This window comes from Geodermatophilus sp. SYSU D01106, from assembly GCF_054049995.1.
In genome coordinates this window covers 132119-154914 of sequence record NZ_JBJGYM010000006.1, presented here as the reverse complement: position 1 = coordinate 154914, position 22796 = coordinate 132119, and the positions used below count along the sequence as shown (strand labels likewise).

The window sequence follows — 22796 nt, the reverse complement described above, 5'->3', positions numbered from 1 at the left end:
CCCCGCTCAGGAGAACTCCCGTGACCGCCCTGCTGCCCCCGGCCGCCCGCACCGCCGCCCGCACCACCGCCCGCACCACCGTCGCCCGCACCACCTCGGCCGCCGCCGTCGCCGCCGCGCTGCTGGCCGCTGCCGACGCCTGGCTCCCCCGCGTCGAGTACCGCCCGTCCAGCCGCTGGACCGGGCTGCTCCCGACCGACGAGGCCGCCGCGCTCGTCGACCCGTCCCTGCACGACGACCTCGCCGCCGCCCAGGTGTGGCTGCTCACGTGGCTGCCCGGCCAGGGGACGCCGCTGCACGACCACGGCGGGTCGGCCGGGGCGTTCGCCGTCGTCGGCGGGGTGCTCACCGAGGAGGTCGTCGGCGGGCCGGTCGGCGCCGTCCGGCAGGCCGCCACGGAGCTGTGGGCCGGGCGGGTGCGCCCGTTCGGCCCCCACCACGTGCACCGGGTGACCAACCGGGGGACGCTGCCCGCCGTGAGCGTGCACGCCTACACCCCGCGCCTGTCCTCGATGAGCACCTACGCGCTCGAGGGAGGTGTGCTGCTGCGCACCGGCACCGAGCGCGCCGGCGTCGACTGGTGAGCGGCACCCGCCCGCCGGGCGCCAAGAGCGTCGACCAGCTGCTCGAGGAGGCCCGTTCGCGGATCACCCGGGTGACGCCCGCGGAGGCCGCCGAGCGGGTCGCCGCCGGGGCGGTGCTCGTCGACATCCGGCCGCAGTCGCAGCGGGACGCCGAGGGCGAGGTGCCCGGCGCCCTGGTCGTCGAGCGCAACCACCTGGAGTGGCGGTTCGACCCGGAGAGCGACGCGCGGGTGCCGCAGGCCACCGGCTACGACGTCGACGTCGTCGTGCTGTGCCAGGAGGGCTACACCTCGAGCCTCGCCGCCGACGCGCTGCGCACGCTGGGCCTGTCGAAGGCCAGCGACGTCATCGGCGGGCACCGCGCCTGGGTGGAAGACGGACTGCCCTCCACCGGCGGGTCCGCCGGCTGAGCCCGGTCCGGGGACGGCGGCGCGTTGACGGAGCCGCCGTCGTCCCCGGGCCGTTCAGCTCTTGCTCTTGCCCTGCGCGGACGAGTGCTCGTGCCGGTCGTCGCCCTTCCGGACGTGGTTCGTCTGCTTGGAGGCGCCGGTGGTCACGCCCGCCTCGCTGGGCGACAGGCCCTCCTTCTTCGCCTGACGTGCGGCGGCTCGCTGGGCGTCGGCGTCGTTGTTCTTGCTCATGGCCGCGGGTTACCCGGCCGCGCCGCCCGCCACGCCGGAGAGGACGGCGTAGGTCCGCCGGGCCATGAGCCCGGCGCCGAGGTCGCGCACCGCCCGCGCCCGGGCCCGGGCGCCGAGGTCGGCCCGCCGCGCCGGGTCGGCGAGCAGCCCGCCGATCGCCCCGGCCAGCGCCCCGGCGTCGTCCACCGGCACCACGACCACGTCCTCCCCCGCCACCCGCCGGACCTCCCCGACGTCGGTGCTGACGCACGGCAGCCCCTCGGCCATCGCCTCGACGAGCACCAGCGGCCCGGCCTCCACGCGCGAGGAGACGACGAACAGGTCGAGGTCCGCGAGGAAGGCGCGCGGGTCGTCGACCCAGCCGGGGAAGGTGACCGGCAGTCCGGCGGCGGCCGCGCGCAGCGCCTCGCCGTCGCGCCCGGCGCCGCCGATGACCGCCTCGTACGGGACGTCGAGCCGGCGCAGCGCGTCGAGCAGCACGTCGAAGCCCTTCTGCGCGGTCAGCCGCCCGAAGGCGCCGATCCGCGGCACGGGCCGGCCGGCCGGGCCCGCGGGGTCGGCGGGCAGGTCGGCGCCGTTGGGGACCACGTGCGCCCGCGCGGGGTCGACGCCGAGGTCGCCGACGAGCTGCGCGCGCCCCTCCGTCGACGGGCTGATCACGCCCGCCATCCGCCGGTACAGCCCGCGCAGCGCCGCCCGCTCCTCCCCCGCCCGCGTGTCGCCGACGAGGTGCAGCACGCCGACGGTGGGCGCGACGTCCTGCGCGGCGGATACGGCGGCGGCGTTGGACGCGGGGTCGACGAGGTTGACCACCACGACGTCGGGGCGCTGGGCGGCCAGCGCCGCCCGCACGGCCGGGGCGTCGTCGGCGTGCCGGCTCAGCGGGACGACGGCGCGCTCGACGGGGAACGCGGCGAACCCCTCGGCCACCGGCTCCGAGACGACCAGGGCCGCCGTGGCGCCGTGCTCGCCCGCCCGGCGCAGGTGGTGGGTCAGCCACACCTCCGCGCCGCCCCACCCGCTGGAGTCGGCGACGAACGAGACCCTCACGACGCCGCCCTCACGATGCGGCCAGCTCCCGCGCCGCGCCGGCCACCGCGGCGGGCGGAACGGTGAGCGCGCAGCGGAACTCGATGGGGCAGGCCAGGTGCGGGCAGGGCGCGCAGGCGACCGTCGGGGTGAGCGCGCGGTGCCGCGGCCCGGGGTGCGCCCAGCGCACCGGGTCTCCCGGCAGGAAGACGGTCACGCTGCGGGCGCCGACGGCGGCGGCCAGGTGCGCGGAGCCCGTGTCGTTGCCCACGAGGACGGCGCTGTCGCGCAGCAGCGCGGCCAGCCCGCCGAGGCTCGTGGCGCCGGTGAGGTCGACCGCGGGCGCGCGCATGGCGGCGACCACGCGGGCGGAGATGTCCCGCTCCCCCGGCACGCCGGTGACGACGACGGCCAGCCCGTCGGCGGCCAGCGCGTCGCCGACGGCGGCGTAGCGGTCGACCGGCCAGCGGCGGGTGGGCGCGGAGGCACCGGGGTGCAGGACGGCGTAGCGGCCGGGCTCCAGGCCGTGCGCGGCGAGCGTGGCGGCGTGCTCGGCCTCGTCGCCGGCGGTGAGCGGGAAGCCCATGACCGCCTCGCCGCCGGGCGGCAGGCCGAGGTGCTCGAGCAGCGCGACGTGCCGCTGCGCCTCGTGCAGGTGCAGCGGATAGCGCAGGTGCAGCGCCTCGCTCCCGGCCGGCGGGTCCCAGCCGGTGGGCGCGAAGCCGCCGGTGAGCCGGGCCCCGAGCGCGGCGGTGACCCGGTTGGCGGCGGGGCGGTCGCCGTAGGCCTGCAGCGCGAGGTCGAACCGGCGCTCCCGGGCGGCTGCGGTGAACGGCGCCCAGCCGGCCTCGTCGACCGGCCCGTCGGGGATGCCGGGCGCCCCGGGGAATGCCAGCAGCTCGTCGACGGTGCCGCCGAGCCGCTGCACCACGGGCGCCATCCGGCCGAAGGTCACCAGGGTGACCTCGACGTCGGGGCGCGCGGCACGCAGCCGGCGCAGCGCCGGGACGGTGCACAGCAGGTCGCCGAGGCCCACCCGCAGCCGGACCAGCGCGAGGCGGCGGACGGCGGGGTCGGCGAGCGGGGCGGTCACCCGCGCCCCCTTCCCGTGTGTGCCGTGCCCTAACCCGTGGTGCACTACGGGTCCCCCCAGAGACGGAGGTCCCCTGCGTGTCCCGCCCTGCCGCCGGTCCCCTGCACGTGCTGCGCCTGTGCAGCGTCTTCGAACCGCCGGCCGCCCGGGCCGCCACGGCACCCGGGGCGCTCCCCGGTGAGCTCGACGCCCGCGCGGCGCGGTTCGACCCCATCGGCGGCATGCAGAACCACACGGCGACGCTCACCCGCTGCCTCGACGCCCAGGGACTGCGCCAGACCGTGGTCACCTCCCGGCTCGCCGGCCCGCGAGGGGTCACCCCGCTGGGCGACGGCGCCCGCGTGCACCGCACCGGTCTGCGGGTGACGTGGCTGCGGCAGCTGTGGGCGCTGTCGGGCCTGGGCACCGTGCTGCGCGCGGGCCGCCGGGCGCCCGTCGACGTCGTGCACGCCCACCAGGGCGAGGACCTCGCCACCCTGCCACTGGCCCGGCTCGCGGCCCGGGTGCACGGGGTGCCGCTGGTGGTGACCCTGCACTGCAGCGTCGGGCACACGCTCACCGGCCGGGGCCCGCGGGTGCGGCTGCTGCGGGCGGTGGGCGGCTGGATCGAGCGCAGCACCCTGCGGCGCGCCGACGCCGTCGTCGTGCTCACCGGGCGCACCGCGGCGGCCGTGCGCGCGGACGGCGTCCCGGCCGACCGCCTGTCCACCATCCCCTCGGGCTTCGACCCGGCGCTGTTCACCGGCCGCGACGGCGACGTCTTCCCCGGCACCCCGCGGCCGCGCATCGGCTACGTCGGGCGCCTGGCGCCGCAGAAGGACCCCGCCACGCTGGTGCGCGCGTTCGGGCGCATGCGGGAGGAGGCGTCGCTGGTGGTCGTCGGCGACGGACCCGACCGGGCGCTGGTGCACCGGCTGGCCGCCGAGAGCCCCGCGGCCGGGCGGATCACGCTGGCCGGCTTCGTCGAGCACGCGCGGGTGCCCGCGGTGCTCGCCTCCCTCGACCTGCTCGTGCTGCCCTCGGCCTACGAGGAGATGGGCTCGGTGCTCACCGAGGCGATGGCCGCGGGCCTGCCGGTGGTGGCCAGCGACGTCGGCGGCATCCCCGAGGTGGTCCGGGACGGGCAGACCGGCCTGTTGGTGACGCCGGGCGACCCGGACGCGCTCGCCGCGGCGCTGGACCGGGTGGTGGCCGAGCCGGCCCTGCGCACGCGCCTGGCCGCCGGCGCCCGGGCCCGGTCCGCCGACTACGGCTGGCCGGCGCTGGCCGCGCGGGTGGCCTCCGTCTACGACCGCACGCTGGGCGTGGCGCCCGACCTCGAGCCCGCTGCGTGACCCCGCGGGTCGCTGCGTGACCCCGCGGATCGCGGTGCTCGTGCCGGTGCACGAGCAGGCCGCGTACCTGCCCCGGGCGCTGGAGTCGCTGCTCGCGCAGGAGGTGACCGGCTGGGAGGCGGTCGTCGTCGACGACGGGTCGCGCGAGCCGGTGACGGTCCCCGCCGACCCGCGGCTGCGGCTGGTGCGCACCGGGGACAACCGGGGGCTCGGCGCAGCGCTCAACCGGGCGCTCGACGAGACCACCGCGCCGATCGTCGCGTACCTGCCCGCCGACGACGTCTGGTCACCGGACCACCTCGCCGCCCTGCTCGACGTCCTGTCCGACCCCGCGGTGGTGCTCGCCCGCGCCGAGCTGGGTGAGCCGGCCGGCACCCCGTACGCGCAACTGGTGCAGGTGGCGCACCGGCGCACCAGCGACCGCTGGACCGAGCGCGCCGAGCTGGAGACCGACGACCTCGACCGGCTGATGTGGTCGCGGGTGGCCGCGCGCGGCGCCACGGCCGGCACCGGCCGGGTCACCTGCGCGTGGACCCGGCACCCCGGGCAGCGGTCGCGGGCGATCCGGGCGTCGTCCGACGGCGGCCTCAACGTGTTCCGCAGCCGCTACCGGGTGGCGCACCCGCTGCGCTTCGCCTCCACCGACGGCACCCACGTCGACGAGGTCGCCCGCTACGCGCGGTTCCGCGAGCGCTCGTACGGGCCGGCCGCCGACGGGCTGTCGGTGCTGCTCGCCGGCGAGCTCGCGTTCAACCCCGAGCGGGTGCTGGCGCTCGCCGAGCGCGGCCACCGGCTCTCCGGGCTGTGGACGACCGACGGCCTCGGCGACTCGACCGTCGGCCCGCTGCCGTTCGGGCACGTCGCCGACCTCGACCGCGACCGCTGGGAGGACGCCGTCCGGGAGCTCGACCCCGACGTCGTGTGGGCGCAGCTCAACTGGCGGGCGGTGCCGCTGGCGCACCGGCTGCGGGCGGCGTTCCCCTCCCTGCCGTTCGTGTGGACGTTCAAGGAGGCGCCGCAGCGCAGCCTGGTCCGCGGCGAGTGGCCGCTGCTCGCCGACCTGGTGTGCGGCGCGGACGCGGTGCTGCTGGCCACCGAGGAGGAGCGCGACTGGTTCGCCGTGGCGCTGGCCGGCCGGGTCGACCCCGCGCGGCTCGGGGTCCTCGACGGCGACCTGCCCAAGCGCGACTGGCTGGACGCGCCACTCTCGCCCCGGTTGTCGGACGCCGACGGGCAGCCGCACACCGCCGTCGCGGGCCGGCCCTCCGGCCTCGACCTCGAGTGGGTGCTGGCTCTGGCCGACCGCGGCGTGCACGTGCACCTCTACGGGCAGGTGCGGGCGCCGGGCGCGACCGGGTCGTGGACCGGCTGGCTCGACGAGGCGCTGGCCCGCGCGCCCGGGTTCGTGCACGTGCACCCGGCCGTGGGGCCGGAGGACTGGGTGCGCGAGCTGTCCCGCCACGACGCCGGGTGGCTGCACCGCTTCGACTCGGCCAACGGCGGCGACCTGCGGCGGGCGAGCTGGGACGACCTCAACTCCCCCGCCCGGCTGCCGGTGTACCTGGCCGCGGGGCTGCCGCTGCTGCAGCAGGCCAACCCGGGCTCGACGGTGTCGGTGGAGCGAGTGCTCCGGGAGGACGGGACCGGCCTGTTCTACCGCGACGCCGACGACGTGGCGGCCGCGCTGCACGAGGAGGTGGCCGGCCGGGCCGGGCACCGCGCGGCGCTGGCGGCCCGGGAGCGGCACGTCTTCGACGCCCACGCCGACCGCCTCGTCTCCCTCTTCCGCTCCCTCCTCTGAGGGCCTTCGTCGCGCTGTCGCCCACCGGACTGTCGGTGGGCGCTCCTACCGTGCGGGCATGGGCGAGCTGCGGTGGGCGGTGACCGACGGACCCGACGGGACGGCGGCGGTCGCGCTGCCCGACGACGCGGCCGCGGCGCGGCTGCTCGCCGAGCAGGCGCCCGGCGGGTTCTGGTGCGCGCGGGAGGCCGGCGGCTGCGGCGGGCGGCTCGCGGTCGACGCCGACGGCGCCCGGCCCGCCTTCGTGCACGCTGGCACCGCCCGCTGCGCCCTCGTCCGGCGGGAGGACGCGGCCGACCGCGGCTACGAGCCGCTGCGCTACCGGCGCCCGCTCGTGGCCTGGCTCGCCGGCCAGGGCCTTCCCCCGCGGGTGTCCACCCTGCCCGGGCGCACCGGCCTGCACGTGGCGCTGCCCGGCGCGGTGCTGGAGGTGCAGCTCGCGCCGGTGTCCGACCTGGCGTGGCGGGCGCGCGACGACCGGCTGCACCGGGAGGCCCGCTCGGTCACCTGGCTCCACGGCCCCGGCGCCGACGTCGCCGCCGCCACCGAGGCCGGCGTGCGCGGCGCGGCCCTCGTCCTGCGCCGGCAGAACCGGGGGCTGCTGATCGGCGTCCGGGACGCGGGGGGCGGCGTCCGGTGGGTCCGGGCGTCCGCCTGCCGGGTGGGACCCGACGGCGTCGAGGCGCCCGGGCTGGCCGAGGCGCGCGCCGCGCACGGGCGGCGGGCGGCGGCGCGGGAGGACGCGGCGCGCCGGGCGGCCCGGCGGGCCGCGCGCTGGTCGTCGCGCACCGGCGCGGTGCCGTGGGACGTACGCACCGGCACGCTGCCGTTCCCGGCCGCGGGCTAGGAGGGGACGCCGGTCCGGTCGTCGGCGCCGGCCGGGGACGACGGCCCGGGTGGCTCCGGCCGAGGCTCCGGGTCCGGCTCAGCTGACACGGCGGTCCGGCTGCGCCCGGGCAGGTGCACGTGCGGCAGGTGGACGCGCGGCAGGTGCAGCGCGGGCACGTGCGGGTGCGGCAGACGCGCCACGAGCCCGCCCGGCAGGTGCACGTGCGGGAGGTGCAGGTGCGGCCGCCCGGCAGGCTCCCCGTCCCCGTGCTCCTGCCAGTGCGCGAGCGTCGTCATCCACCCGTGGCGGATGGCCCGCTGGTGCGCCCGGACAGCGGCCTGCGGTGCCCGGTGGTCCCGTTCCCACCTCGCCGTGTTGCTCCGTGCCATGGCGGTGACCGCCCCGGTCACCACGACGAAACCGACGACGCTGACGACGACCCAGACCATGGCGGCCTCCCCTGGCCACCCCGCGCAGCCCGGTGCCCCGGCGTCCGCGGAGGTGTCCGGAGGATCCCTCCGATCCCGTTCCGCCACAAGTCGGTTCAGAACCGCAGCACCGCCTGCAGCGGCGGGGCCGGCAGCCGCCGCCCGGCGAGGTCGGCGAGCAGCGCCGGCCCCTCGTCGAAGGGGACGACGTCGGTGACCAGGTGCCGCCGGACGTCGTCGCCGCGCTCGCGCAGTAGCTCGAGGGTGACCGCGGCCAGCGCGGCCCGCGGCCACGCCGGCGCCATCCCGCGCGGCACCCGGCTGATCTGCGCGCACACCACCGACAGGCCGTCGTGGTGGAACTCCTCGCCGAGGCGTACTGCGCCGGCCCCGCCCTGGTAGAAGCCGAGGTCGACCACCACGCCCTGCGGGCGCAGCGCCTTGAGGCCGGTCGCGAGCGCGGTGTCGTGGCCGCGGCACTGCAGCACCAGGTCGGCGCCGGCGTCGCCCGGACCGTGCCGCCACCGCTGCTTGACCTCCGTCCACGCGTCGCCGTCGACGGTGGCCAGCCCCAGCGCCTCGGCGACCGCGCGCCGCTGCGGGGAGGGCTCGGCGACGACGACGTCGGCCGCGCCGTGCTGCACCGCCAGCAGCGCCGACAGCAGCCCGATGACGCCGGCGCCGGTGACCAGGACGTGCCGGCCGCGGACGCCGTCGCCCACGCCCCCGCCCGGCCCGGCGAGCTGCGCGGTGGCGTGCAGCAGCCCGTTGACGCAGATCGGGCCCATCTGGGCGAGGTAGACGCCGAGCAGCGGGTCGAGGTCGTCGGGGACGGGCAGCACCGGGACGGCGGACGGGTCGGCGCAGCGGCCGGTGCGGTGCCCGTAGGCCATGGCCACCCGGCTGCCCTCCACCAGGTCGGGCGTCCGGCTCTCGGTGACGACGCCGACCTCCATGTAGCCCAGCCGCAGCACCGGGTAGCCGGCGACCGGGCCGGCACCGAACGCGCGCAGGTCGGGGTCCCAGCCGACGGCGTGCTGCGGGTCGGTGCCGCGCACCAGCGCCACCTCGGTGCCGGCGCTGACCCCGCTGTACTCGGTGCGCACCCACGCCTGCCCGGGCCCGGGGTCGGGCTCCTCGTCCTCCAGGACCGCCGGCTCGCCGGGGGCCACGACGCCGATCGTGCGCACGGTCCTCACGCTGCGCACCGTGCCGTCGGCGTCCCGCCGCCGCAATCCGGGGCCCGCACGGAGATCCCTCCCGGCAGGATGTCGAGAACGCGGGTGCGGCTCCGTCCCCGGGGTGTCCGCGACCGAGACGGTCGCCCGATCCGAGGAGGACCCCATGGCCAAGTACCTGCTGCTCAAGCACTACCGCGGCGCGCCGGCGGCGGTGAACGACGTCCCGATGGACCGGTGGACGCCGGAGGAGGTCGACGCGCACATCCGCTACATGACCGACTTCGCCGACCGGCTGCGCGGGACCGGGGAGTTCGTCGCCGAGGCGGCGCTGGCGCCCGACGGGCTCTGGATCCGCTCCGACGGCGAGGGCCGCCCGCCGGTCACCGACGGCCCGTTCGCCGAGACGAAGGACCTGATCGCCGGCTGGATGATCATCGACGTCGACGGCCGCGAGCGCGCGATCGAGCTGGCCGGGGAGCTGTCGGCGGCGCCCGGGAAGGGCGGCGAGCCGATCCACGAGTGGCTCGAGGTCCGGCCCCTCTACGGCGAGCCGCCCCTCGTCACCGAGTGAGCGCGCCCCTGGACGACGCCGTGGACGACGCCGTGGACGAGGCCCTCGTGCGGGGCCTCGTCCCGGGGGTGATCGGCGTCCTCGTCCGCCGCGGGGCCGACTTCGCGGCGGCCGAGGACGCCGTCCAGGACGCGCTGCTGGAGGCGCTGCGGACCTGGCCCGCCGACCCGCCGCGGGACCCGCGCGGCTGGCTGGTCACCGTGGCCTGGCGCCGGTTCCTCGACGCCACCCGCGCCGACGCCGCCCGGCGCCGGCGGGAGGACCGCGTGGACGAGGAGCCGGAGCCGGGCCCGGTGCCGGCCGCCGACGACACGCTGCAGCTGTACTTCCTGTGCGCCCACCCGTCGCTGACGCCGTCGTCGGCCGTCGCGCTCACGCTGCGTGCCGTCGGCGGGCTCACCACCCGCCAGATCGCCCGCGCCTACCTCGTCCCCGAGGCGACGATGGCGCAGCGGATCAGCCGCGCCAAGCGCACCGTCGCGGGCGTCCGGCTCGACCGGCCCGGCGACGTCGGCACCGTGCTGCGCGTCCTCTACCTCGTCTTCAACGAGGGCTACTCGGGCGACGTCGACCTGGTCGCCGAGGCGATCCGGCTCACCCGGCAGCTCGCCGCCGCCGTCGACGACCCCGAGGTGGCCGGCCTGCTGGCGCTCATGCTGCTGCACTCGGCCCGGCGCGCCGCCCGGACCGCTCCCGACGGCCGCCTGGTGCCGCTGGCCGAGCAGGACCGCAGCCGCTGGGACACCGCGGCGATCACCGAGGGCGTCGCGGTGCTGCAGGCGGCCCTCGCCCGCGACCGGCTGGGCGAGTACCAGGCGCAGGCCGCGATCGCCGCCCTGCACGCGGATGCCCGGTCGGCGGAGGAGACCGACTGGGTGCAGGTGGTCGAGTGGTACGACGAGCTGCTCCGGCTCACCGGCAGCCCGGTGGTGCGGCTCAACCGGGCCGTGGCCGTCGGCGAGGCCGACGGTCCCCGCGCGGGCCTCGCGGAGCTGGCGGGGCTCGACCCCACCCTCCCGCGGTACACCGCCGCGGCCGCCCACCTGCACGAGCGCGACGGCGACCTCGCGACCGCCGCGCGCCTCTACGCGCAGGCCGCCCGCGAGGCGACCGACACCGCCGAGCGCGACCACCTGGTGCGGCAGGCCGCCCGGCTGAACACGCTGTTACGAGCCTGACGTGTTCACGTCACGCCCCGTCGGGTAGGGCACCACCGGGTCCAACCAGCGGCCTGCCTCGCTCTCGAGGAGAGGAGCAGTCATGACCTGGATCTGGATCGTCGTCGCCGTGGTCGCCATCGCCGCGGTCTACGGCGTGTGGATCGGCAACACCGTCCGGTGGACGAAGCGGAACGGGAACCTCGCCCGCCGCAGCCCGGGGATCTTCGGGCGCAGCTCCGAGGTCGACGAGTCCAACCGCACGCGCCGGTGACCCGGCGCGCGCTGCCCGCACCGTCCGAACTGGAGGCACCCCCCGCATGAAGGCCGTCGTCTACCGGGGCCCGCGCTCCGTCGCCGTCGAGGAGGTGCCGGACCCGCGGGTCCAGGCGCCCACCGACGCGCTCATCCGCATCACCACCACCAACATCTGCGGGTCCGACCTGCACATGTACGAGGGACGCACGAACGTCGAGGAGGGCAAGGTCCTCGGCCACGAGAACACCGGGATCGTCGAGGAGGTCGGGCCCGGCGTCGACCGGATCCGCGTCGGCGACCGGGTGTCGGTCCCCTTCAACATCGCCTGTGGCACCTGCCGCAACTGCCAGACCGGCTGGACGTCGTTCTGCCTGCGCGCCAACCCGACCGAGGGCATGGACGGCGCCGCCTACGGCTACGCCAACATGGGCCCCTACGACGGCGGGCAGGCCGAGTACCTGCGGGTGCCGTGGGCCGACGTCAACCTGTTGCGGCTGCCCGAGGGCACCGAGCACGAGAACGACTTCACGATGCTGTCCGACGTCTTCCCCACCGGCTGGCACGGCGTCGAGCTGTCCGGCTTCCAGGTGGGCGACCGGGTGGCCGTGTTCGGCGGTGGGCCCGTGGGCCTCATGGCCGCGCACAGCGCGGTGATCCGCGGGGCGTCGCAGGTGTTCCTCGTCGACAAGGAGCCCGACCGGCTGCGGCTGGCGGCGTCCATCGGCGCCACCGCGGTCGACTTCTCCGCCGGCGACCCGGTGCAGCAGCTGCTCGAGGCCACCGGCGGGCGCGGCGTCGACCGCGGCGTCGAGGCCGTCGGCTACCAGGCGCACGACCCCTCCGGCGAGGAGCACCCCGAGCTGGTGCTCGACAACCTGGTGCAGGCCGTCCGCGCCACCGGCGGGATCGGCGTCGTCGGCGTCTACAACCCCTCCGACCCCGGCGCCTCCACCGACCTGGCCAAGGAGGGGCGCATCCCCTTCCAGTACGGCCAGTTCTTCACCAAGGGCCAGTCGATGGGCACCGGCCAGGCGCCGGTCAAGCGCTACAACCGGCAGCTGCGCGACCTGATCGTCGCCGGGCGGGCGCGCCCGTCGTTCATCGTCAGCCACGAGCTGCCGCTGGACCAGGCACCCGAGGGCTACGCCCGCTTCGACGCGCGCGAGGACGGCTGGACCAAGGTCCTGCTGCACCCCGCCGCCTGACGAAGGACCCCCTGCCCCCCACGGCTCGCACGCTCGCCGCGGGCCCCTGCACGGGGGCCAGAAGACTCTCCAGGAGGAACACCGTGAAGGCAGTCGTGTGGCACGGCGTCGGGGACATCCGCCTCGACGAGGTGCCCGACCCCACCATCCAGGACCCGACGGACGCGATCGTCGAGATCACCGCCAGCGCCATCTGCGGCACCGACCTGCACTTCGTGCGCGGGACGATGTCGGGGATGGTCGAGGGCACGGTCCTCGGCCACGAGGCCGTCGGCGTCGTCCGCGAGACCGGCCCCGGCGTGCGCAACCTGCGCCCGGGTGACCGCGTCGTCATCCCCTCGACCATCGGCTGCGGGTACTGCTCGTACTGCCGCGCCGGCTACTACGCGCAGTGCGACAACGCCAACCCCAACGGCCCGTCGGCGGGCACCTGCTTCTTCGGCGGACCGCAGACCACCGGCCCGGTCGACGGCCTGCAGGCCCAGTACGCCCGCGTGCCGTTCGCCAACGTCGGCCCGGTCTGGCTGCCCGAGGAGGTGGGCGACGACGCGGCGATCATGCTGTCCGACATCTACCCCACCGCCTGGTTCGGCGCCCGGCTGGCCGAGGTGGGCGACGGCGACACCGTGCTCGTGCTCGGCGCCGGCCCGGTCGGGCAGTTCGCCGTGACCAGCGCCTTCCAGCAGGGCGCCGGGCGGGTGCTGCTGGTCGACGGCGTCGCGAGCCGGCTGGAGCAGGCGCGTGGCCGCGGCGCGGAGGTCATCGACTTCAACGCCGAGGACCCGGTCGCCGTCGTGCAGGAACTCACCGGCGGCACCGGCGTCGACCGCGTGATCGACGCCGTCGGCGTGGACGCGCAGCGGCCGAAGCGCGGGCCGGCGGCGGAGGCCGCGCAGGAGCAGGCGGAGCAGTTCGAGCAGGAGCGCTCCCAGGTGGCGCCGGACCAGGACCCGCGCGGGGAGACGTACGTGCCCGGCGACGCGCCGAGCCAGTCGCTGCAGTGGGCGGTCGAGGCGGTGGCCAAGGCCGGGACGATCGGCGTGATCGGCGTCTACCCGCCGGACATGACCTCGTTCCCGACCGGCGCGGCCATGAACAAGAACCTGACCGTGAAGATGGGCAACTGCAACCACCGGCGGTACGTGCCGGAGCTGCTGACGCTCGTGCGCACCGGCGCGATCGACCCGTCGACCGTGCTCACCCAGGTCGGCGACATGCCGTCGGTGCTCGACGCCTACGAGACGTTCGACCGGCGCGAGAGCGGCTGGACGAAGGTCGCGCTGGACCCGAGCGCCTAGGTACAGAGCGCTGGACCCGAGCGCCTAGACACAGAGCGCTGCACCGGACTGAGCGGCGCCCGACCGGCGCGCGCCATCCCCCGTGGATGGCGCGCGCCGGTCAGGTGGTCTCGCCGGTGACGCCCTCCAACGCCGAGCGGTCGCCCGCCTGCGCGGCGGGGACGACGCTGAGCGTCCCGTCGGTCTCCAGCACCACGGCCGCGACGGCGGACAGGTCACCCTGCCCGGTGGCCCGCACGGCCTGGCGCACCTCGTCGATCGTCACCCGCTGCCGCGACAGCGCGTCCCCGAGCACGCGGCCGTCGCGCAGCAGCAGCGTGGGCTCGGCGGTGACGACCGCCCGCACCCCGGGTCGCCAGGTCGTCACCCGGGCCACGACCCACTGCAGGAGGGCCAGCAGCGCCAGCGCGAGCGCGCCCTCCGTCCAGGAGACGTCCGAGCTGAGCAGGATGGTGGCCAGCGTCGAGCCGAGCGCGACGGTGACCACCAGGTCGAACGCGTTGAGCTTGGCCAGCGTGCGCTTACCGGAGAACCGGAGCACCACGACGACGGTGACGTAGGCGGCTGCCCCGACGGCGGCCACCCGGCCGAGGTCGGACCACGAGTCGAACCACATGCCCCCGGGACTACCCGGCGGCGAGGCGGCGACGACGGCCGGGCTGGAGCCGCAGCACCCGCCAGGGTCCCGTGCCGGCGAGCACGTCGCGGGTCCGCCGACCGGCACGGCGACGGCGTCCGCTCCCGTCCGAGCGTCACCTCCCGCGTTCCTGACCCGCGGGCAGGCCCGCCTCCCGCTCGACGTCGAAGGCACGGGCCACGGGGACGTCGGTGCTGCTGTGCGCCACGATCGAGAAGGCGACCGAGACGGCGATCAGCGCGAACGCCGCACCGGCCTCCGGGTCGCCCGAGCCCAGCACCAGCAGGCCGTAGACCACCGACGCGAACCCCTTCGGCCCGAACCAGGCCGCCGTCCACAGCTCGCGCCGCGGGAGGCGCAGGCCGGCCTGCGAGGCAGCGAAGGACAGCGGCCGCACCGCCAGCAGCGCGAGCAGGGCGACGGCGTAGCCGCCCCAGCCGAGGTCGCCGAACAGCTGGGGGGTCAGCAGCGTGCCGAACAGCAGCAGCGCCGCGAACTTCGCCAGCTCCGCCAGCTGCTCGCCCAGCTCGCCGAACGACTCCCGGGCGCGCGGCGCGACCGTCGCCACGGTGGCGCCGCCCAGGAAGGCCGCGAGGTAGGGGTTGGCGCCGGTGAGCTCGCAGACGGCGTAGGTGAGGACGCCGACGGCGAGGGGGCCGAGCGGCTGCAGCTGCGGCGTGGCGCCCAGCAGCGGCAGCCGGACGAGCGCGGCGGCGAGCAGCGGCAGGGCCACGCCGACGACGACGCCGAGCGCCAGCTCCCCGAGGATCTCCAGCGGGTGCGCCTCGGTGCCCGACAGCGACGCGAGCAGCACCAGGACCACCGGCAGGGCCAGCCCGTCGTTGAGCCCGCTCTCGACGTTGAGCAGCCGGCGCAGCCGCTCCGGCACCTCGGCGCGGCCGACGATGGCGCTGGCGAAGACCGGGTCGGTGGGCGACAGCACCGCCCCGACGAGGAAGGCCGCCGGCCAGGACAGGTCGGTGAGCAGCCCGGTCAGGACGCCGATCCCGACGATGGTCAGCGGCATCCCCAGGAGCAGCGCCCGCACCGGCGCCCGGCCGGCGTGGGCGAGGTCGCGCAGGCCCAGCCGGGAGCCGTCGGTGAACAGCACCGTGACCAGGGCGACGTCGGCCAGCTCCCCCACCAGCGGGGACCCGGCGTCGACGTCCACCCAGCCGAGCAGTCCCGGCCCCACCAGCGCCCCGGCGACGAGGAAGACCAACGTCGTCGACAGCACGGTCCGCGCGGCCAGGCCGGAGACCAGCACCGACACCAGCAGCGCGACGGCGAACACCGCGACCAGCACCACGGGCGGCTCCTCTCTCCGGACGGCGGCCGCTGGTCCGGTGCCCGGCCGCGCCCCGCGCTACCCCCGTCGCCGCGCGCGGGCGCCGCCGGGAGGACAGGGTGGGGCCGTGGCCGGACGCAGCGGACCGCCCCGCCCACGGGGACGGAGGGGGGTGCGCGCCCGGCTGCGCGGCGCCCTCTGGCCGATCCCGGCGGTCGGTGTCCTGCTCGCCGTGGGCGCGGGCATCGGCCTGCCCGCCCTCGACGGGCTCCTGGAGCGACGGGACTCCGGCCACCCGCTGTCCTTCGTCTTCGGTGGCGGACCGGCGGCTGCCCGCGACGTGCTGGCGGCCATGGCCGGTTCGCTCATCTCGGTGACCGGACTGGTGTTCTCCCTGACCGTCGTGGCGCTGCAGCTGGGCAGCAGCCAGTACTCGCCGCGGCTGCTGCAGACGTTCGTCACCGACCGCGCCGTGCAGCTCACGCTGGCCTCGCTGACGGCGACCTTCGTCTACGCCCTGACGGTGCTGCGGACGGTGCGCACGGAGGACGCCACCGCGGGGGAGACGGCCTTCGTCCCGCGCCTGTCGGTGACGGTGGCCTACGCGCTGAGCCTCGCGAGCGTCGTCGCCCTGCTGCTCTTCCTCGGTCACCTCGCCCGGATGCTCCGGGTCGAGACCATGCTCCGCGACGTCCACGAGGAGGGCACCGCGACGCTGGAGCGGGAGCTCTCCGGCGGGGACGGGTGGAGCCCGGCGGACACTCCCCTGCCCGCCGGCCCGGGCCGCGTGCTGCCGTCGTCGTCGAGCGGCTTCGTCGTCGGCGTCGACGAGGCGGGTCTGGTCGAGGCCGCCCGGCGGCACGGCGCGGTGGTGCTCCTGCTCCCGCGGGTCGGCGACGCCGTCGTCGAGGGGACACCGCTGGCGCACGCCTGGCCTGCCGGCCGGAGCGGGGACACCGACGGCGAGCTGGCGGCCGACGTCGTCCGTGCGGTGGACCTGGGCTTCGAGCGCTCCCCGGACCGCGACGTCGCCTACGGACTGCGCAAGGTCGTCGACGTCGCCCTCCGTGCGCTCTCCCCCGGCATCAACGACCCCACGACCGCCGTGCACGCCCTCTCGCACGCCTCCGCCCTGCTCGGCGACCTCGCGGTCCGCTCCCCGGCGGACCGCCACCTCACCGACGGGGCCGGCGTGCTGCGGGCCGTGGTGCCGCAGTGGTCGCCGGCCGCGCTGCTCGACCTGGTGGTGGAGGAACCCCTGGCCGTCGCCTCCGGGCAGCCCGCGGTGCTGCGCCGGATGGCCGCCCTGCTGCGCGAGGTGGCCTTCCGGACGCCCGGCGGCGGGCTCGACCGGCGACTGCGCGCACACCTCACCGACGTCGTGGAGCTGGCCGCGGACAGCACCCGGGTGAGCAGCGAGGAGCGGGCGGCGTGGGCCGCACGGCTCGAGGAGGCCCTGGCCGGGGTGTGGCCGGCGGAGGTGCTGACCGAGCGGGTCTGAGCTGCGGGCGACCGTGGCCACGCTCGCCCTGCCGGCGGGGACAGGACCGGGGACCGTGGGTCTCCTCACGATGGCAGGGAGCCGGGTGCTGGCTACCGTCGAGTGGTTGGCCTGGACACCCATCCGGTCGACCGATCGTCCACCGTCCCCGACCTGCACCGGGAGTCCGATCCGTGCGGAGAGTCTCCGTCGTCTTCTGGGCCGCGCTGGCCGTCGTCCTGCCGTTCGTGGCGTGGGGAGCCCTGGCTCCCGCGTCCCTGGCCGCCGCTGCGGAGGCCACCCGCGCGTTCGTCGTCGACCGGTTCGGCTGGTTCTACCTGCTGACCGCCAGCGGTCTGCTGGTCGCCGTGGTGGCCTTGGCGGCCTCCCGCTCCGGCCGGGTCCGGCTGGGCGGTGACGACGAGCGGCCGGAGTACTCCACCGGGGCCTGGTTCGCGATGCTCTTCAGCGCCGGCATGGGCATCGGCCTGGTGTTCTGGGGCGTCGCGGAGCCGGTGTCGCACTTCCTGGCGCCGCCGACGGCCGACCCGGGCACCACCCAGGCCGCCCGGGACGCGCTGCGCTACTCGTTCTTCCACTGGGGGCTGCACCCCTGGGCGGTGTACGCGGTGCTGGCCATGGCGCTGGCCTACGCGCGCTTCCGCCGCGGCTGGAAGGCCACGATCAGCGGCGCCCTGCGGCCGCTGCTCGGGAACCGGGTCGACGGCTGGCTCGGCACCGTCGTCGACGTGGTCGCCGTCGTGGCGACCGTCTTCGGCGTGGCCACCTCGCTGGGGCTCGGCGCCGCCCAGGTCAACGGCGGGTTGGCCGCGCTGGTGGACGGGATCGACGTCGACGCCGGGACACAGCTGACGGTGGTCGCCGTCGTCACCGTGCTCTTCCTGGTCTCGGCGATGTCCGGCCTGGACCGGGGCATCAAGTGGCTGTCGTCGGCCAACGTGGTGCTGGCGACCGGCCTGCTGCTGTTCGTGCTGCTCACCGCGCCCACCGGCCGGCTGGTCGGCGCCTTCACCACGACCCTGGGCAGCTACGTCACCGAGCTGCCGACGATGAGCCTGCAGACCGGGCCGTTCGACACCGCCCGCTCGGAGTGGATCAACGGCTGGACGGTCTTCTACTGGGCCTGGTGGATCTCCTGGTCGCCCTTCGTGGCCACGTTCATCGCGCGGATCTCCCGCGGCCGCACGATCCGCGAGTTCGTGGTGGGCGTGCTGGCCGTGCCGACGCTGCTCAGCGGCCTGTGGTTCTCCGTCTTCGGGACCGCCGGGATCCTCGCCGAGCAGGACGGGGCCGGGTTGTCCGGGCAGAGCACCGAGTCGCAGCTGTTCGCGCTGCTGGACACGCTGCCCTGGGGCGTGGTGGCCGGCATCGGCGCGATGGTCCTGATCGTCACCTTCTTCGTCACCAGCGCCGACTCCGCGACGTTCGTCCTCGGGTCGCTCAGCACCCGTGAGGGCCGCGACCCGGCGCGCGGCGTCACCGTGGTCTGGGGGCTGGTGATCGCCGCGTCGGCCGCGGTGCTCCTGGTCAGCGGCGGCCTCGGCGGCGTGCAGACCGCCTCGATCGTGGCGGCCTTCCCCTTCGCCGTCGTCCTGCTGTTGATCCTGGCCTCGCTGGTGAAGGCGCTGCGCGAGGAGCGACCACCGGCCCCCGTCGGGCCGGCCGCCGGCGGTGCCGTGCCCGAGGAGGCCGGGAGCCGGTGAGCGGCCGGCTGCTGGCGTACGTCTGCTACGGGCTCGGCAGCTGCGTGTTCCTGGTGTCGAGCCTGCTCGAGGGCCAGCCGCTGGTCCTGGCGGGGAGCGCGGCCTTCCTCGCCGGGACGATCGTCCTGGCGGTGCAGGAGGTGCGCCGTGCGCGGACGGGCCGCCCGGCCGGTGTCCGGGACCGGCAGGTGCGCGGGACCTGACACGGCCCGCCGGGGCCGGGCGGTCCCCCACCGGCTCATCGGCGTGCTCGCGAGCACGATGACCGACTTCCTGAGGGACGACCCGGCCTTCGCCCGGCTGGCCGCGCAGGCCGGCTTCGCGGAGCTCGGGTCGGTGCCGGGCCACGTCTCGGCGCTCTACACGCTGCTCGCGCTCGCCCTCGGGGCCTTCGCCGCGAGCCGGGTGGCGGCCGGAGCGGCGGACGAGGCGGCCGGCCGGCTGACGCTGCTGTTCGCGCTCCCGGTGGGCCGGGTGCGGTGGCTGGTGACCGAGGTGGCGACGACGCTCGCGGCGACGCTCGCGCTGGCCGCCGTCGCCGGTGTCGCGTCCTGGGCGGGCGCCGCCCGGGTCGGCGCGGGCCTCGGCCTCGGCGAGGCGCTGGCCGGCGCGCTGTCGGTCGTCCCGGTGGCGGTGCTGTGCCTCGGGGCGGCGACGGCCGAGCTGGGCCTGGCCCCGGCCGCGACGCTCGCGGTGGAGGTCGCGCCCGCGGTCGGCGGCTACCTGCTGCTCGTCCTCGCCGACACGCTCGGCTGGCCGTCCGGGGTGCGCGCGCTCTCCCCGTTCGCCCACCTCGCCGCCGTGCCCGCCGAACCGTGGGACGTCGCCGGTGCGGCCGGGACGGTCACGGTCGGGGTGGTGCTGGCGGTGGCGGGGTGCCTGGCCCTCCGACGGCGCGACCTGCGGCACTGACGACCGGCCGACCCGGATCGTCATGGTTCCGCTCCGGTTCGCCGGGTAGCCGCTCCCGACGGTGTCCCACGGTCCGGAGGTGGTCGGGTGCTGGCCGCGTCCCTGGTGCTCCTCGCCGGCCTGGCGGGGGTCGGTGCCGTGTACGCCCTGCACCGGGCCTCCGCCGTGGCCCCGACGGCGGTGCCCACGGGGCCCTGGCTGTCCGGGTGGGCGCCGGCCGAGCACGCGCTGTCCCGCTTCCCGGCCCGCTGGTACCCGATGAGCCTGCTGTTCCTCGCCTTCGACGTCGAGATGCTGTTCATGTACCCGTGGGCGACCGTCGTCGCGTCGGTCGGCGTGTCCGCGGTGGTCGAGATGGGCGTGTTCCTCGGCCTGCTGATGGCCGGCGTGGTCTGGGCCTGGCGCGAGGGTGCGCTGCGGTGGCCCTGAGCCGGCGGCTGGCCGCGGCCGCCGGCCGCCGGGTCGCGGTGCTCGTCGTCGAGGTGCCCGGGTGGGGGCTGACCCGGTGCGCGGTGGAGGCGGCGGTGCGGCGGCGGGGCTGGCGGCAGGCGGGGTCCCCGGCCGACGCCGACCTGCTGGCGGTCTGCGGCTCCCCGGGCGACCGGCTGGCGTCCGCGGTCGACGGCGCCTGGGCGCGGATGCCCGGCCCGCGCACCCGGCTGGAGGTGACCGCTCCCGGCGACGTGGACGCCACGCTCGACCGCGGGCTGGCCGCGCTGCTCGACGGTGGCCGGCAGGGCGCCGACGCCCGCGGCCGGCCGCCCGAGGCGGAGCTCGGCCCGCCCGCCCTCCCGGACGACGACACGGACGACGACACGGGCGACAGCGGCTCGGGCGGCGACGACGACATGTCGGGCACGGACGACATGGACATGGACATGGGCGGGATGGACATGCCGATGCCGGGCGGGGTCCCGCTGGCCGGCGGCGACCCCGACGGGCCGGGAGCGGACGGGCCCGGTGCCGACGAGCTCGACCTCGACGTCCTGCACGTGCCGCTCGGCCCGGTGCTGCCGGCCTGGCCGGCGGGGCTGGTGCTGCACTGCACGCTGGCCGGCGAGGTGGTCCGCGCCGCGTGGGCCGAGGTGCTCCCCGCGGGCGCCGAGCCCGACCCCGCCGGCGACCTGGTCCCCGGATCGCCGCCGGACCGGCTCGACCGGGCCGCCGCCGTGCTCGCCCTGGCCGGGATGACGGATGCGGCGGCCGGAGCGGCCCGGCTGCGCGACGACCTCCTCGCCGGCGCCGACCCGGACGACCTGCGCCCGGGGATGGACCGCCTGCAGCGCCGGTCCCGGGGACGGCTGCTGCGCTGGGCGCTGCGCGACGCACCCGGGGTGCACGCGCGCCTGCTGTCCGACCTCGCCGCGGCGCGGTCCCCGGCTCCGGTCGTGGCCACGCCCCTCGACCATGTCGGCGCGCTCGTCGCCGGGCACGACCTCGGCGCCGCCCGGCTCCTCGTCGCCGCGGCCGGCATCGCGCCGGCGCTGGTCCTGCGCAGCGGCGCGGACCGGGGCGCCCCGTGACCGTCACCGAGGCCGCGGCCGGGTGGGCGCCGGTCGCCGCCGTCCTCGTCGTCGCGCTCGTCCTCGCGCTCGCCTGCGCCGCCGCCGCCCTCGACGGCGCCCTCGCCGCGCGGGCCGAGGGGCGGCCGGCCGCCGCGGGCCTGGCGGTGCCCTGGCAGGAGACCGCGCGCCTCCTGCGTCAGCGGCGCAGCGCCACGCTGGCCGCCGACCGCCCGCTGGCGGCGGTGGGGCGCGCCGGGCTGCTGGTCGTCGCGCTGCTCATGGCGGTCGTCGTCCCGCTGGGTTCGTGGACGGCGGCCGACCTGCCGGTGGGCGTCGCCTGGGTCAACGCCGCGGACGTCCTGGTGTGGGCGTTCGTGTGGCTGGCCGGGTGGGGACCCAACAGCGCCTACTCCCTCACCGGGGGTTACCGCTTCCTGGCGCTGGCGCTGTCCTACGAGCTGCCGCTGATGTTCGCGCTCACCGCTCCCGCGGTGGCCGCCGGCAGCCTGCGAATGGGTGACCTCGTGGCCGCGCAGGAGGACCTGTGGTTCGGGATCTGGATGCCGGTCGCCCTCGTCGTCCACTGCGCCTCGGTGGCCGCCTTCTCCGTGTGGGGGCCGTTCGGCAGCCCGGCCGGGCCCGACCTCGCCGGCGGGGTGCTCACCGAGGCCTCCGGCGCCGACCGGCTGGTGCTGCAGGCCGGCCGGTGGGCGTTGCTGGTCGCCGGCTCCGCGGTGGCGGCCACCGTCTTCCTCGGCGGCGGCAACGGCCCGCTGCTGCCCGCGGAGCTGTGGACGCTCCTGAAGACCGCCGCGGTGCTGGCGGTGCTCGTGGCGCTCCGGCGCCGGCTGCCGGCGGTCCGGCCGCAGCGGCTTCCGCCGGTGGCCTGGCTGATCGTCCTCCCGCTCACGCTCGTGCAGTTGCTGGTCGTCGCCGTCGTGACCGTGGCGCGGGGCTGAGAGGGGACCGGGGTGCTCGACGACGTCGTGTTCTGGGGACTGGCGGCCGTGTCCGTGGCCGCCGGGGTGGCGGTGTTCCGGGTGGACTCGATGGCCCGGGCCACCTACGCCCTGGCGGCCTCGTTCGTCGCCGTCGGCCTGGCGCTCCTGCTGCTGGACCTGCCCTACCTGGGCGTGGTGACCGTCCTGATGATGGTCATGGAGATGGCCGTCATGGGCGTCTACATGGTCATGTTCATGGGGATGAACCCCGCGCTCATGCCGATGAGCATGGTGCACGGCAAGCGCCCGGCCCTCGCCGTCGCGGTCGTCACCTTCTGCGTCCTGGCCGCCGGCGTGCTGCTGGTCCCCTGGCCCGCCCGCCGCGGCACGCCCGCCGCCGACACCACCCGCTCGCTCGGCGAGGCCGTGATGGGTCAGCACATGCTGGTGATGACGGCCGTGAGCGCGGTCCTGTTCGCCACGATCGTCGCGGCGGTGGTCCTGGTCTCCCGGCGCGACCGGGACCGGCCGCCCGCCGCCGGGCTCGCGGCGCACCCGGGACGGCGCGCCGGGGACCGGCCGGAGGCCCGCCGGTGACCCTCGAGACGGTGCTGCTCGTGGCGGCGGCGCTGTTCAGCGTCGGCCTGTACGGCGCGATCTCCCAGCAGGTCGTCGTCATGGTGATGATGGGCCTGGAGCTCATGCTCAACGCGGTCGTCCTCGCGGCCGGGGCCCTCTGGTGGTTCCTCTCCCCCACGCCCGACGGCCAGGTCCTGCTGCTGGTCGTCCTCACCGCCATGACGGTGGAGATGGCGATGGGGTTCGCCGTCGCCTCGCTGGTGCACCGCGCCCGCTCCGACGACATGACCGACTCGGCCACGGACCTGTCCGGATGAGCAG

General features: G+C 77.0%; 26 protein-coding genes. 19 read left to right on the top strand and 7 right to left on the bottom strand.

Annotated features, from left to right (window positions below; genetic code table 11):
* The first annotated feature begins 20 nt into the window (after nt 1-20).
* Both ACI78R_RS08990 and ACI78R_RS08985 read left to right on the top strand, forming a co-directional pair.
* Nucleotides 21-584 (top strand): cysteine dioxygenase, encoded by a 564-nt coding sequence (locus ACI78R_RS08990; protein ID WP_457040436.1) that lies wholly within the window; start codon nt 21-23, stop codon nt 582-584.
* Nucleotides 581-994, top strand: a complete 414-nt coding sequence (locus tag ACI78R_RS08985) for a rhodanese-like domain-containing protein (protein ID WP_457040435.1) — start codon at nt 581-583, stop codon at nt 992-994. The genes ACI78R_RS08990 and ACI78R_RS08985 overlap by 4 nt, the downstream gene beginning before the upstream one ends.
* Before the next feature lie 54 nt (nt 995-1048).
* On the opposite strand, the gene ACI78R_RS08980 is transcribed toward ACI78R_RS08985, so the two are convergent.
* From ACI78R_RS08980 to ACI78R_RS08970, 3 genes are read right to left on the bottom strand one after another with little or no spacing between them, the layout of a single operon-like run.
* On the bottom strand, nt 1049-1225 hold the full coding sequence (locus tag ACI78R_RS08980) for a hypothetical protein (protein WP_175562843.1): 177 nt from the start codon (nt 1223-1225) through the stop codon (nt 1049-1051).
* Between the two features lie 9 nt (nt 1226-1234).
* Nucleotides 1235-2275, bottom strand: coding sequence for a glycosyltransferase (locus tag ACI78R_RS08975; RefSeq protein WP_457040434.1), 1041 nt, complete (start codon nt 2273-2275; stop codon nt 1235-1237).
* Nucleotides 2276-2285: 10 nt separating this feature from the next.
* The gene (locus ACI78R_RS08970; RefSeq protein WP_073420130.1) at nt 2286-3347 is read right to left on the bottom strand and encodes a glycosyltransferase family 9 protein; all 1062 of its coding nucleotides are present in this window, start codon (nt 3345-3347) and stop codon (nt 2286-2288) included.
* Nucleotides 3348-3424: 77 nt separating this feature from the next.
* On the opposite strand from ACI78R_RS08970, the gene ACI78R_RS08965 reads away from it, so the two are divergent.
* From ACI78R_RS08965 to ACI78R_RS08955, 3 genes are read left to right on the top strand one after another with little or no spacing between them, the layout of a single operon-like run.
* On the top strand, nt 3425-4681 hold the full coding sequence (locus ACI78R_RS08965) for a glycosyltransferase (protein ID WP_457040433.1): 1257 nt from the start codon (nt 3425-3427) through the stop codon (nt 4679-4681).
* A 16-nt stretch (nt 4682-4697) separates the two neighbouring features.
* Nucleotides 4698-6482 carry a glycosyltransferase gene (locus tag ACI78R_RS08960; RefSeq protein ID WP_457040432.1) on the top strand — a complete coding sequence of 595 codons (1785 nt, stop codon included), beginning with the start codon at nt 4698-4700 and terminating at the stop codon, nt 6480-6482.
* Between the two features lie 58 nt (nt 6483-6540).
* Complete coding sequence (locus ACI78R_RS08955; RefSeq protein WP_457040431.1) at nt 6541-7329, top strand: hypothetical protein; 789 nt, start codon at nt 6541-6543, stop codon at nt 7327-7329.
* Here the strand turns inward: ACI78R_RS08955 and ACI78R_RS08950 are convergent.
* Together ACI78R_RS08950 and ACI78R_RS08945 are read right to left on the bottom strand one after the other, a co-directional pair.
* Nucleotides 7326-7760, bottom strand: coding sequence for a hypothetical protein (locus ACI78R_RS08950; protein WP_457040430.1), 435 nt, complete (start codon nt 7758-7760; stop codon nt 7326-7328). The two genes, ACI78R_RS08955 and ACI78R_RS08950, sit on opposite strands and share 4 nt — an antisense overlap.
* Before the next feature lie 95 nt (nt 7761-7855).
* On the bottom strand, nt 7856-8938 hold the full coding sequence (locus tag ACI78R_RS08945; RefSeq protein WP_457040429.1) for a zinc-dependent alcohol dehydrogenase: 1083 nt from the start codon (nt 8936-8938) through the stop codon (nt 7856-7858).
* Between the two features lie 145 nt (nt 8939-9083).
* Here ACI78R_RS08945 and ACI78R_RS08940 point away from each other — a divergent pair, with 145 nt between their 5' ends.
* The 5 genes from ACI78R_RS08940 to ACI78R_RS08920 all read left to right on the top strand — a co-directional run bounded on the left by ACI78R_RS08940 (nt 9084) and on the right by ACI78R_RS08920 (nt 13409).
* Nucleotides 9084-9491: a YciI family protein gene (locus tag ACI78R_RS08940; protein WP_073420721.1), complete on the top strand. Its 408-nt coding sequence runs from the start codon at nt 9084-9086 to the stop codon at nt 9489-9491.
* Nucleotides 9488-10669: an RNA polymerase sigma factor gene (locus tag ACI78R_RS08935; protein ID WP_457040428.1), complete on the top strand. Its 1182-nt coding sequence runs from the start codon at nt 9488-9490 to the stop codon at nt 10667-10669. Before ACI78R_RS08940 ends, ACI78R_RS08935 begins: the two co-directional genes overlap by 4 nt.
* Before the next feature lie 82 nt (nt 10670-10751).
* On the top strand, nt 10752-10922 hold the full coding sequence (locus tag ACI78R_RS08930) for a hypothetical protein (protein WP_175562844.1): 171 nt from the start codon (nt 10752-10754) through the stop codon (nt 10920-10922).
* 46 nt (nt 10923-10968) lie between these two features.
* Entirely contained in the window at nt 10969-12111 is a 1143-nt protein-coding gene (locus ACI78R_RS08925; protein WP_457040427.1) for a glutathione-independent formaldehyde dehydrogenase, read from the top strand.
* 83 nt (nt 12112-12194) lie between these two features.
* A complete protein-coding gene (locus ACI78R_RS08920) occupies nt 12195-13409 on the top strand; it encodes a zinc-dependent alcohol dehydrogenase (protein ID WP_457040426.1) in 1215 nt (404 codons plus the stop codon).
* A gap of 100 nt (nt 13410-13509) precedes the next feature.
* Here ACI78R_RS08920 and ACI78R_RS08915 read toward each other — a convergent pair whose 3' ends face one another.
* Together ACI78R_RS08915 and ACI78R_RS08910 are read right to left on the bottom strand one after the other, a co-directional pair.
* The gene (locus ACI78R_RS08915; protein ID WP_457040425.1) at nt 13510-14025 is read right to left on the bottom strand and encodes a DUF421 domain-containing protein; all 516 of its coding nucleotides are present in this window, start codon (nt 14023-14025) and stop codon (nt 13510-13512) included.
* A 136-nt stretch (nt 14026-14161) separates the two neighbouring features.
* Complete coding sequence (locus ACI78R_RS08910; protein ID WP_457040424.1) at nt 14162-15355, bottom strand: cation:proton antiporter; 1194 nt, start codon at nt 15353-15355, stop codon at nt 14162-14164.
* Between the two features lie 151 nt (nt 15356-15506).
* Here ACI78R_RS08910 and ACI78R_RS08905 point away from each other — a divergent pair, with 151 nt between their 5' ends.
* The 9 genes from ACI78R_RS08905 to ACI78R_RS08865 all read left to right on the top strand — a co-directional run bounded on the left by ACI78R_RS08905 (nt 15507) and on the right by ACI78R_RS08865 (nt 22792).
* Nucleotides 15507-16835 carry a DUF2254 domain-containing protein gene (locus tag ACI78R_RS08905; RefSeq protein ID WP_457040423.1) on the top strand — a complete coding sequence of 443 codons (1329 nt, stop codon included), beginning with the start codon at nt 15507-15509 and terminating at the stop codon, nt 16833-16835.
* A gap of 173 nt (nt 16836-17008) precedes the next feature.
* On the top strand, nt 17009-18538 hold the full coding sequence (locus ACI78R_RS08900) for a BCCT family transporter (protein ID WP_457040422.1): 1530 nt from the start codon (nt 17009-17011) through the stop codon (nt 18536-18538).
* On the top strand, nt 18535-18741 hold the full coding sequence (locus tag ACI78R_RS08895) for a hypothetical protein (protein ID WP_457040421.1): 207 nt from the start codon (nt 18535-18537) through the stop codon (nt 18739-18741). The genes ACI78R_RS08900 and ACI78R_RS08895 overlap by 4 nt, the downstream gene beginning before the upstream one ends.
* A gap of 43 nt (nt 18742-18784) precedes the next feature.
* On the top strand, nt 18785-19450 hold the full coding sequence (locus tag ACI78R_RS08890; RefSeq protein WP_457040420.1) for a hypothetical protein: 666 nt from the start codon (nt 18785-18787) through the stop codon (nt 19448-19450).
* An 87-nt stretch (nt 19451-19537) separates the two neighbouring features.
* Nucleotides 19538-19879, top strand: a complete 342-nt coding sequence (locus ACI78R_RS08885) for an NADH-quinone oxidoreductase subunit A (RefSeq protein WP_454553586.1) — start codon at nt 19538-19540, stop codon at nt 19877-19879.
* Entirely contained in the window at nt 19870-20973 is a 1104-nt protein-coding gene (locus ACI78R_RS08880) for a hypothetical protein (protein WP_457040419.1), read from the top strand. Before ACI78R_RS08885 ends, ACI78R_RS08880 begins: the two co-directional genes overlap by 10 nt.
* Complete coding sequence (locus tag ACI78R_RS08875; protein ID WP_457040418.1) at nt 20970-21914, top strand: NADH-quinone oxidoreductase subunit H; 945 nt, start codon at nt 20970-20972, stop codon at nt 21912-21914. The genes ACI78R_RS08880 and ACI78R_RS08875 overlap by 4 nt, the downstream gene beginning before the upstream one ends.
* A 12-nt stretch (nt 21915-21926) precedes the next feature.
* Nucleotides 21927-22493, top strand: a complete 567-nt coding sequence (locus tag ACI78R_RS08870) for an NADH-quinone oxidoreductase subunit J (protein WP_457040417.1) — start codon at nt 21927-21929, stop codon at nt 22491-22493.
* Complete coding sequence (locus tag ACI78R_RS08865) at nt 22490-22792, top strand: NADH-quinone oxidoreductase subunit NuoK (protein ID WP_457040416.1); 303 nt, start codon at nt 22490-22492, stop codon at nt 22790-22792. The genes ACI78R_RS08870 and ACI78R_RS08865 overlap by 4 nt, the downstream gene beginning before the upstream one ends.
* The last annotated feature ends 4 nt before the right edge of the window (nt 22793-22796 follow it).

Excerpts from the sequence above, each read along its gene's own strand:
- ACI78R_RS08955 (WP_457040431.1), top strand. The coding sequence starts at position 6,541 with ATGGGCGAGCTGCGGTGGGCGGTGACCGACGGACCCGACGGGACGGCG.
- ACI78R_RS08915 (WP_457040425.1), bottom strand. The coding sequence starts at position 14,025 with ATGTGGTTCGACTCGTGGTCCGACCTCGGCCGGGTGGCCGCCGTCGGG.
- ACI78R_RS08950 (WP_457040430.1), bottom strand. The coding sequence starts at position 7,760 with ATGGTCTGGGTCGTCGTCAGCGTCGTCGGTTTCGTCGTGGTGACCGGG.
- ACI78R_RS08930 (WP_175562844.1), top strand. The coding sequence starts at position 10,752 with ATGACCTGGATCTGGATCGTCGTCGCCGTGGTCGCCATCGCCGCGGTC.
- ACI78R_RS08940 (WP_073420721.1), top strand. The coding sequence starts at position 9,084 with ATGGCCAAGTACCTGCTGCTCAAGCACTACCGCGGCGCGCCGGCGGCG.
- ACI78R_RS08925 (WP_457040427.1), top strand. The coding sequence starts at position 10,969 with ATGAAGGCCGTCGTCTACCGGGGCCCGCGCTCCGTCGCCGTCGAGGAG.
- ACI78R_RS08980 (WP_175562843.1), bottom strand. The coding sequence starts at position 1,225 with ATGAGCAAGAACAACGACGCCGACGCCCAGCGAGCCGCCGCACGTCAG.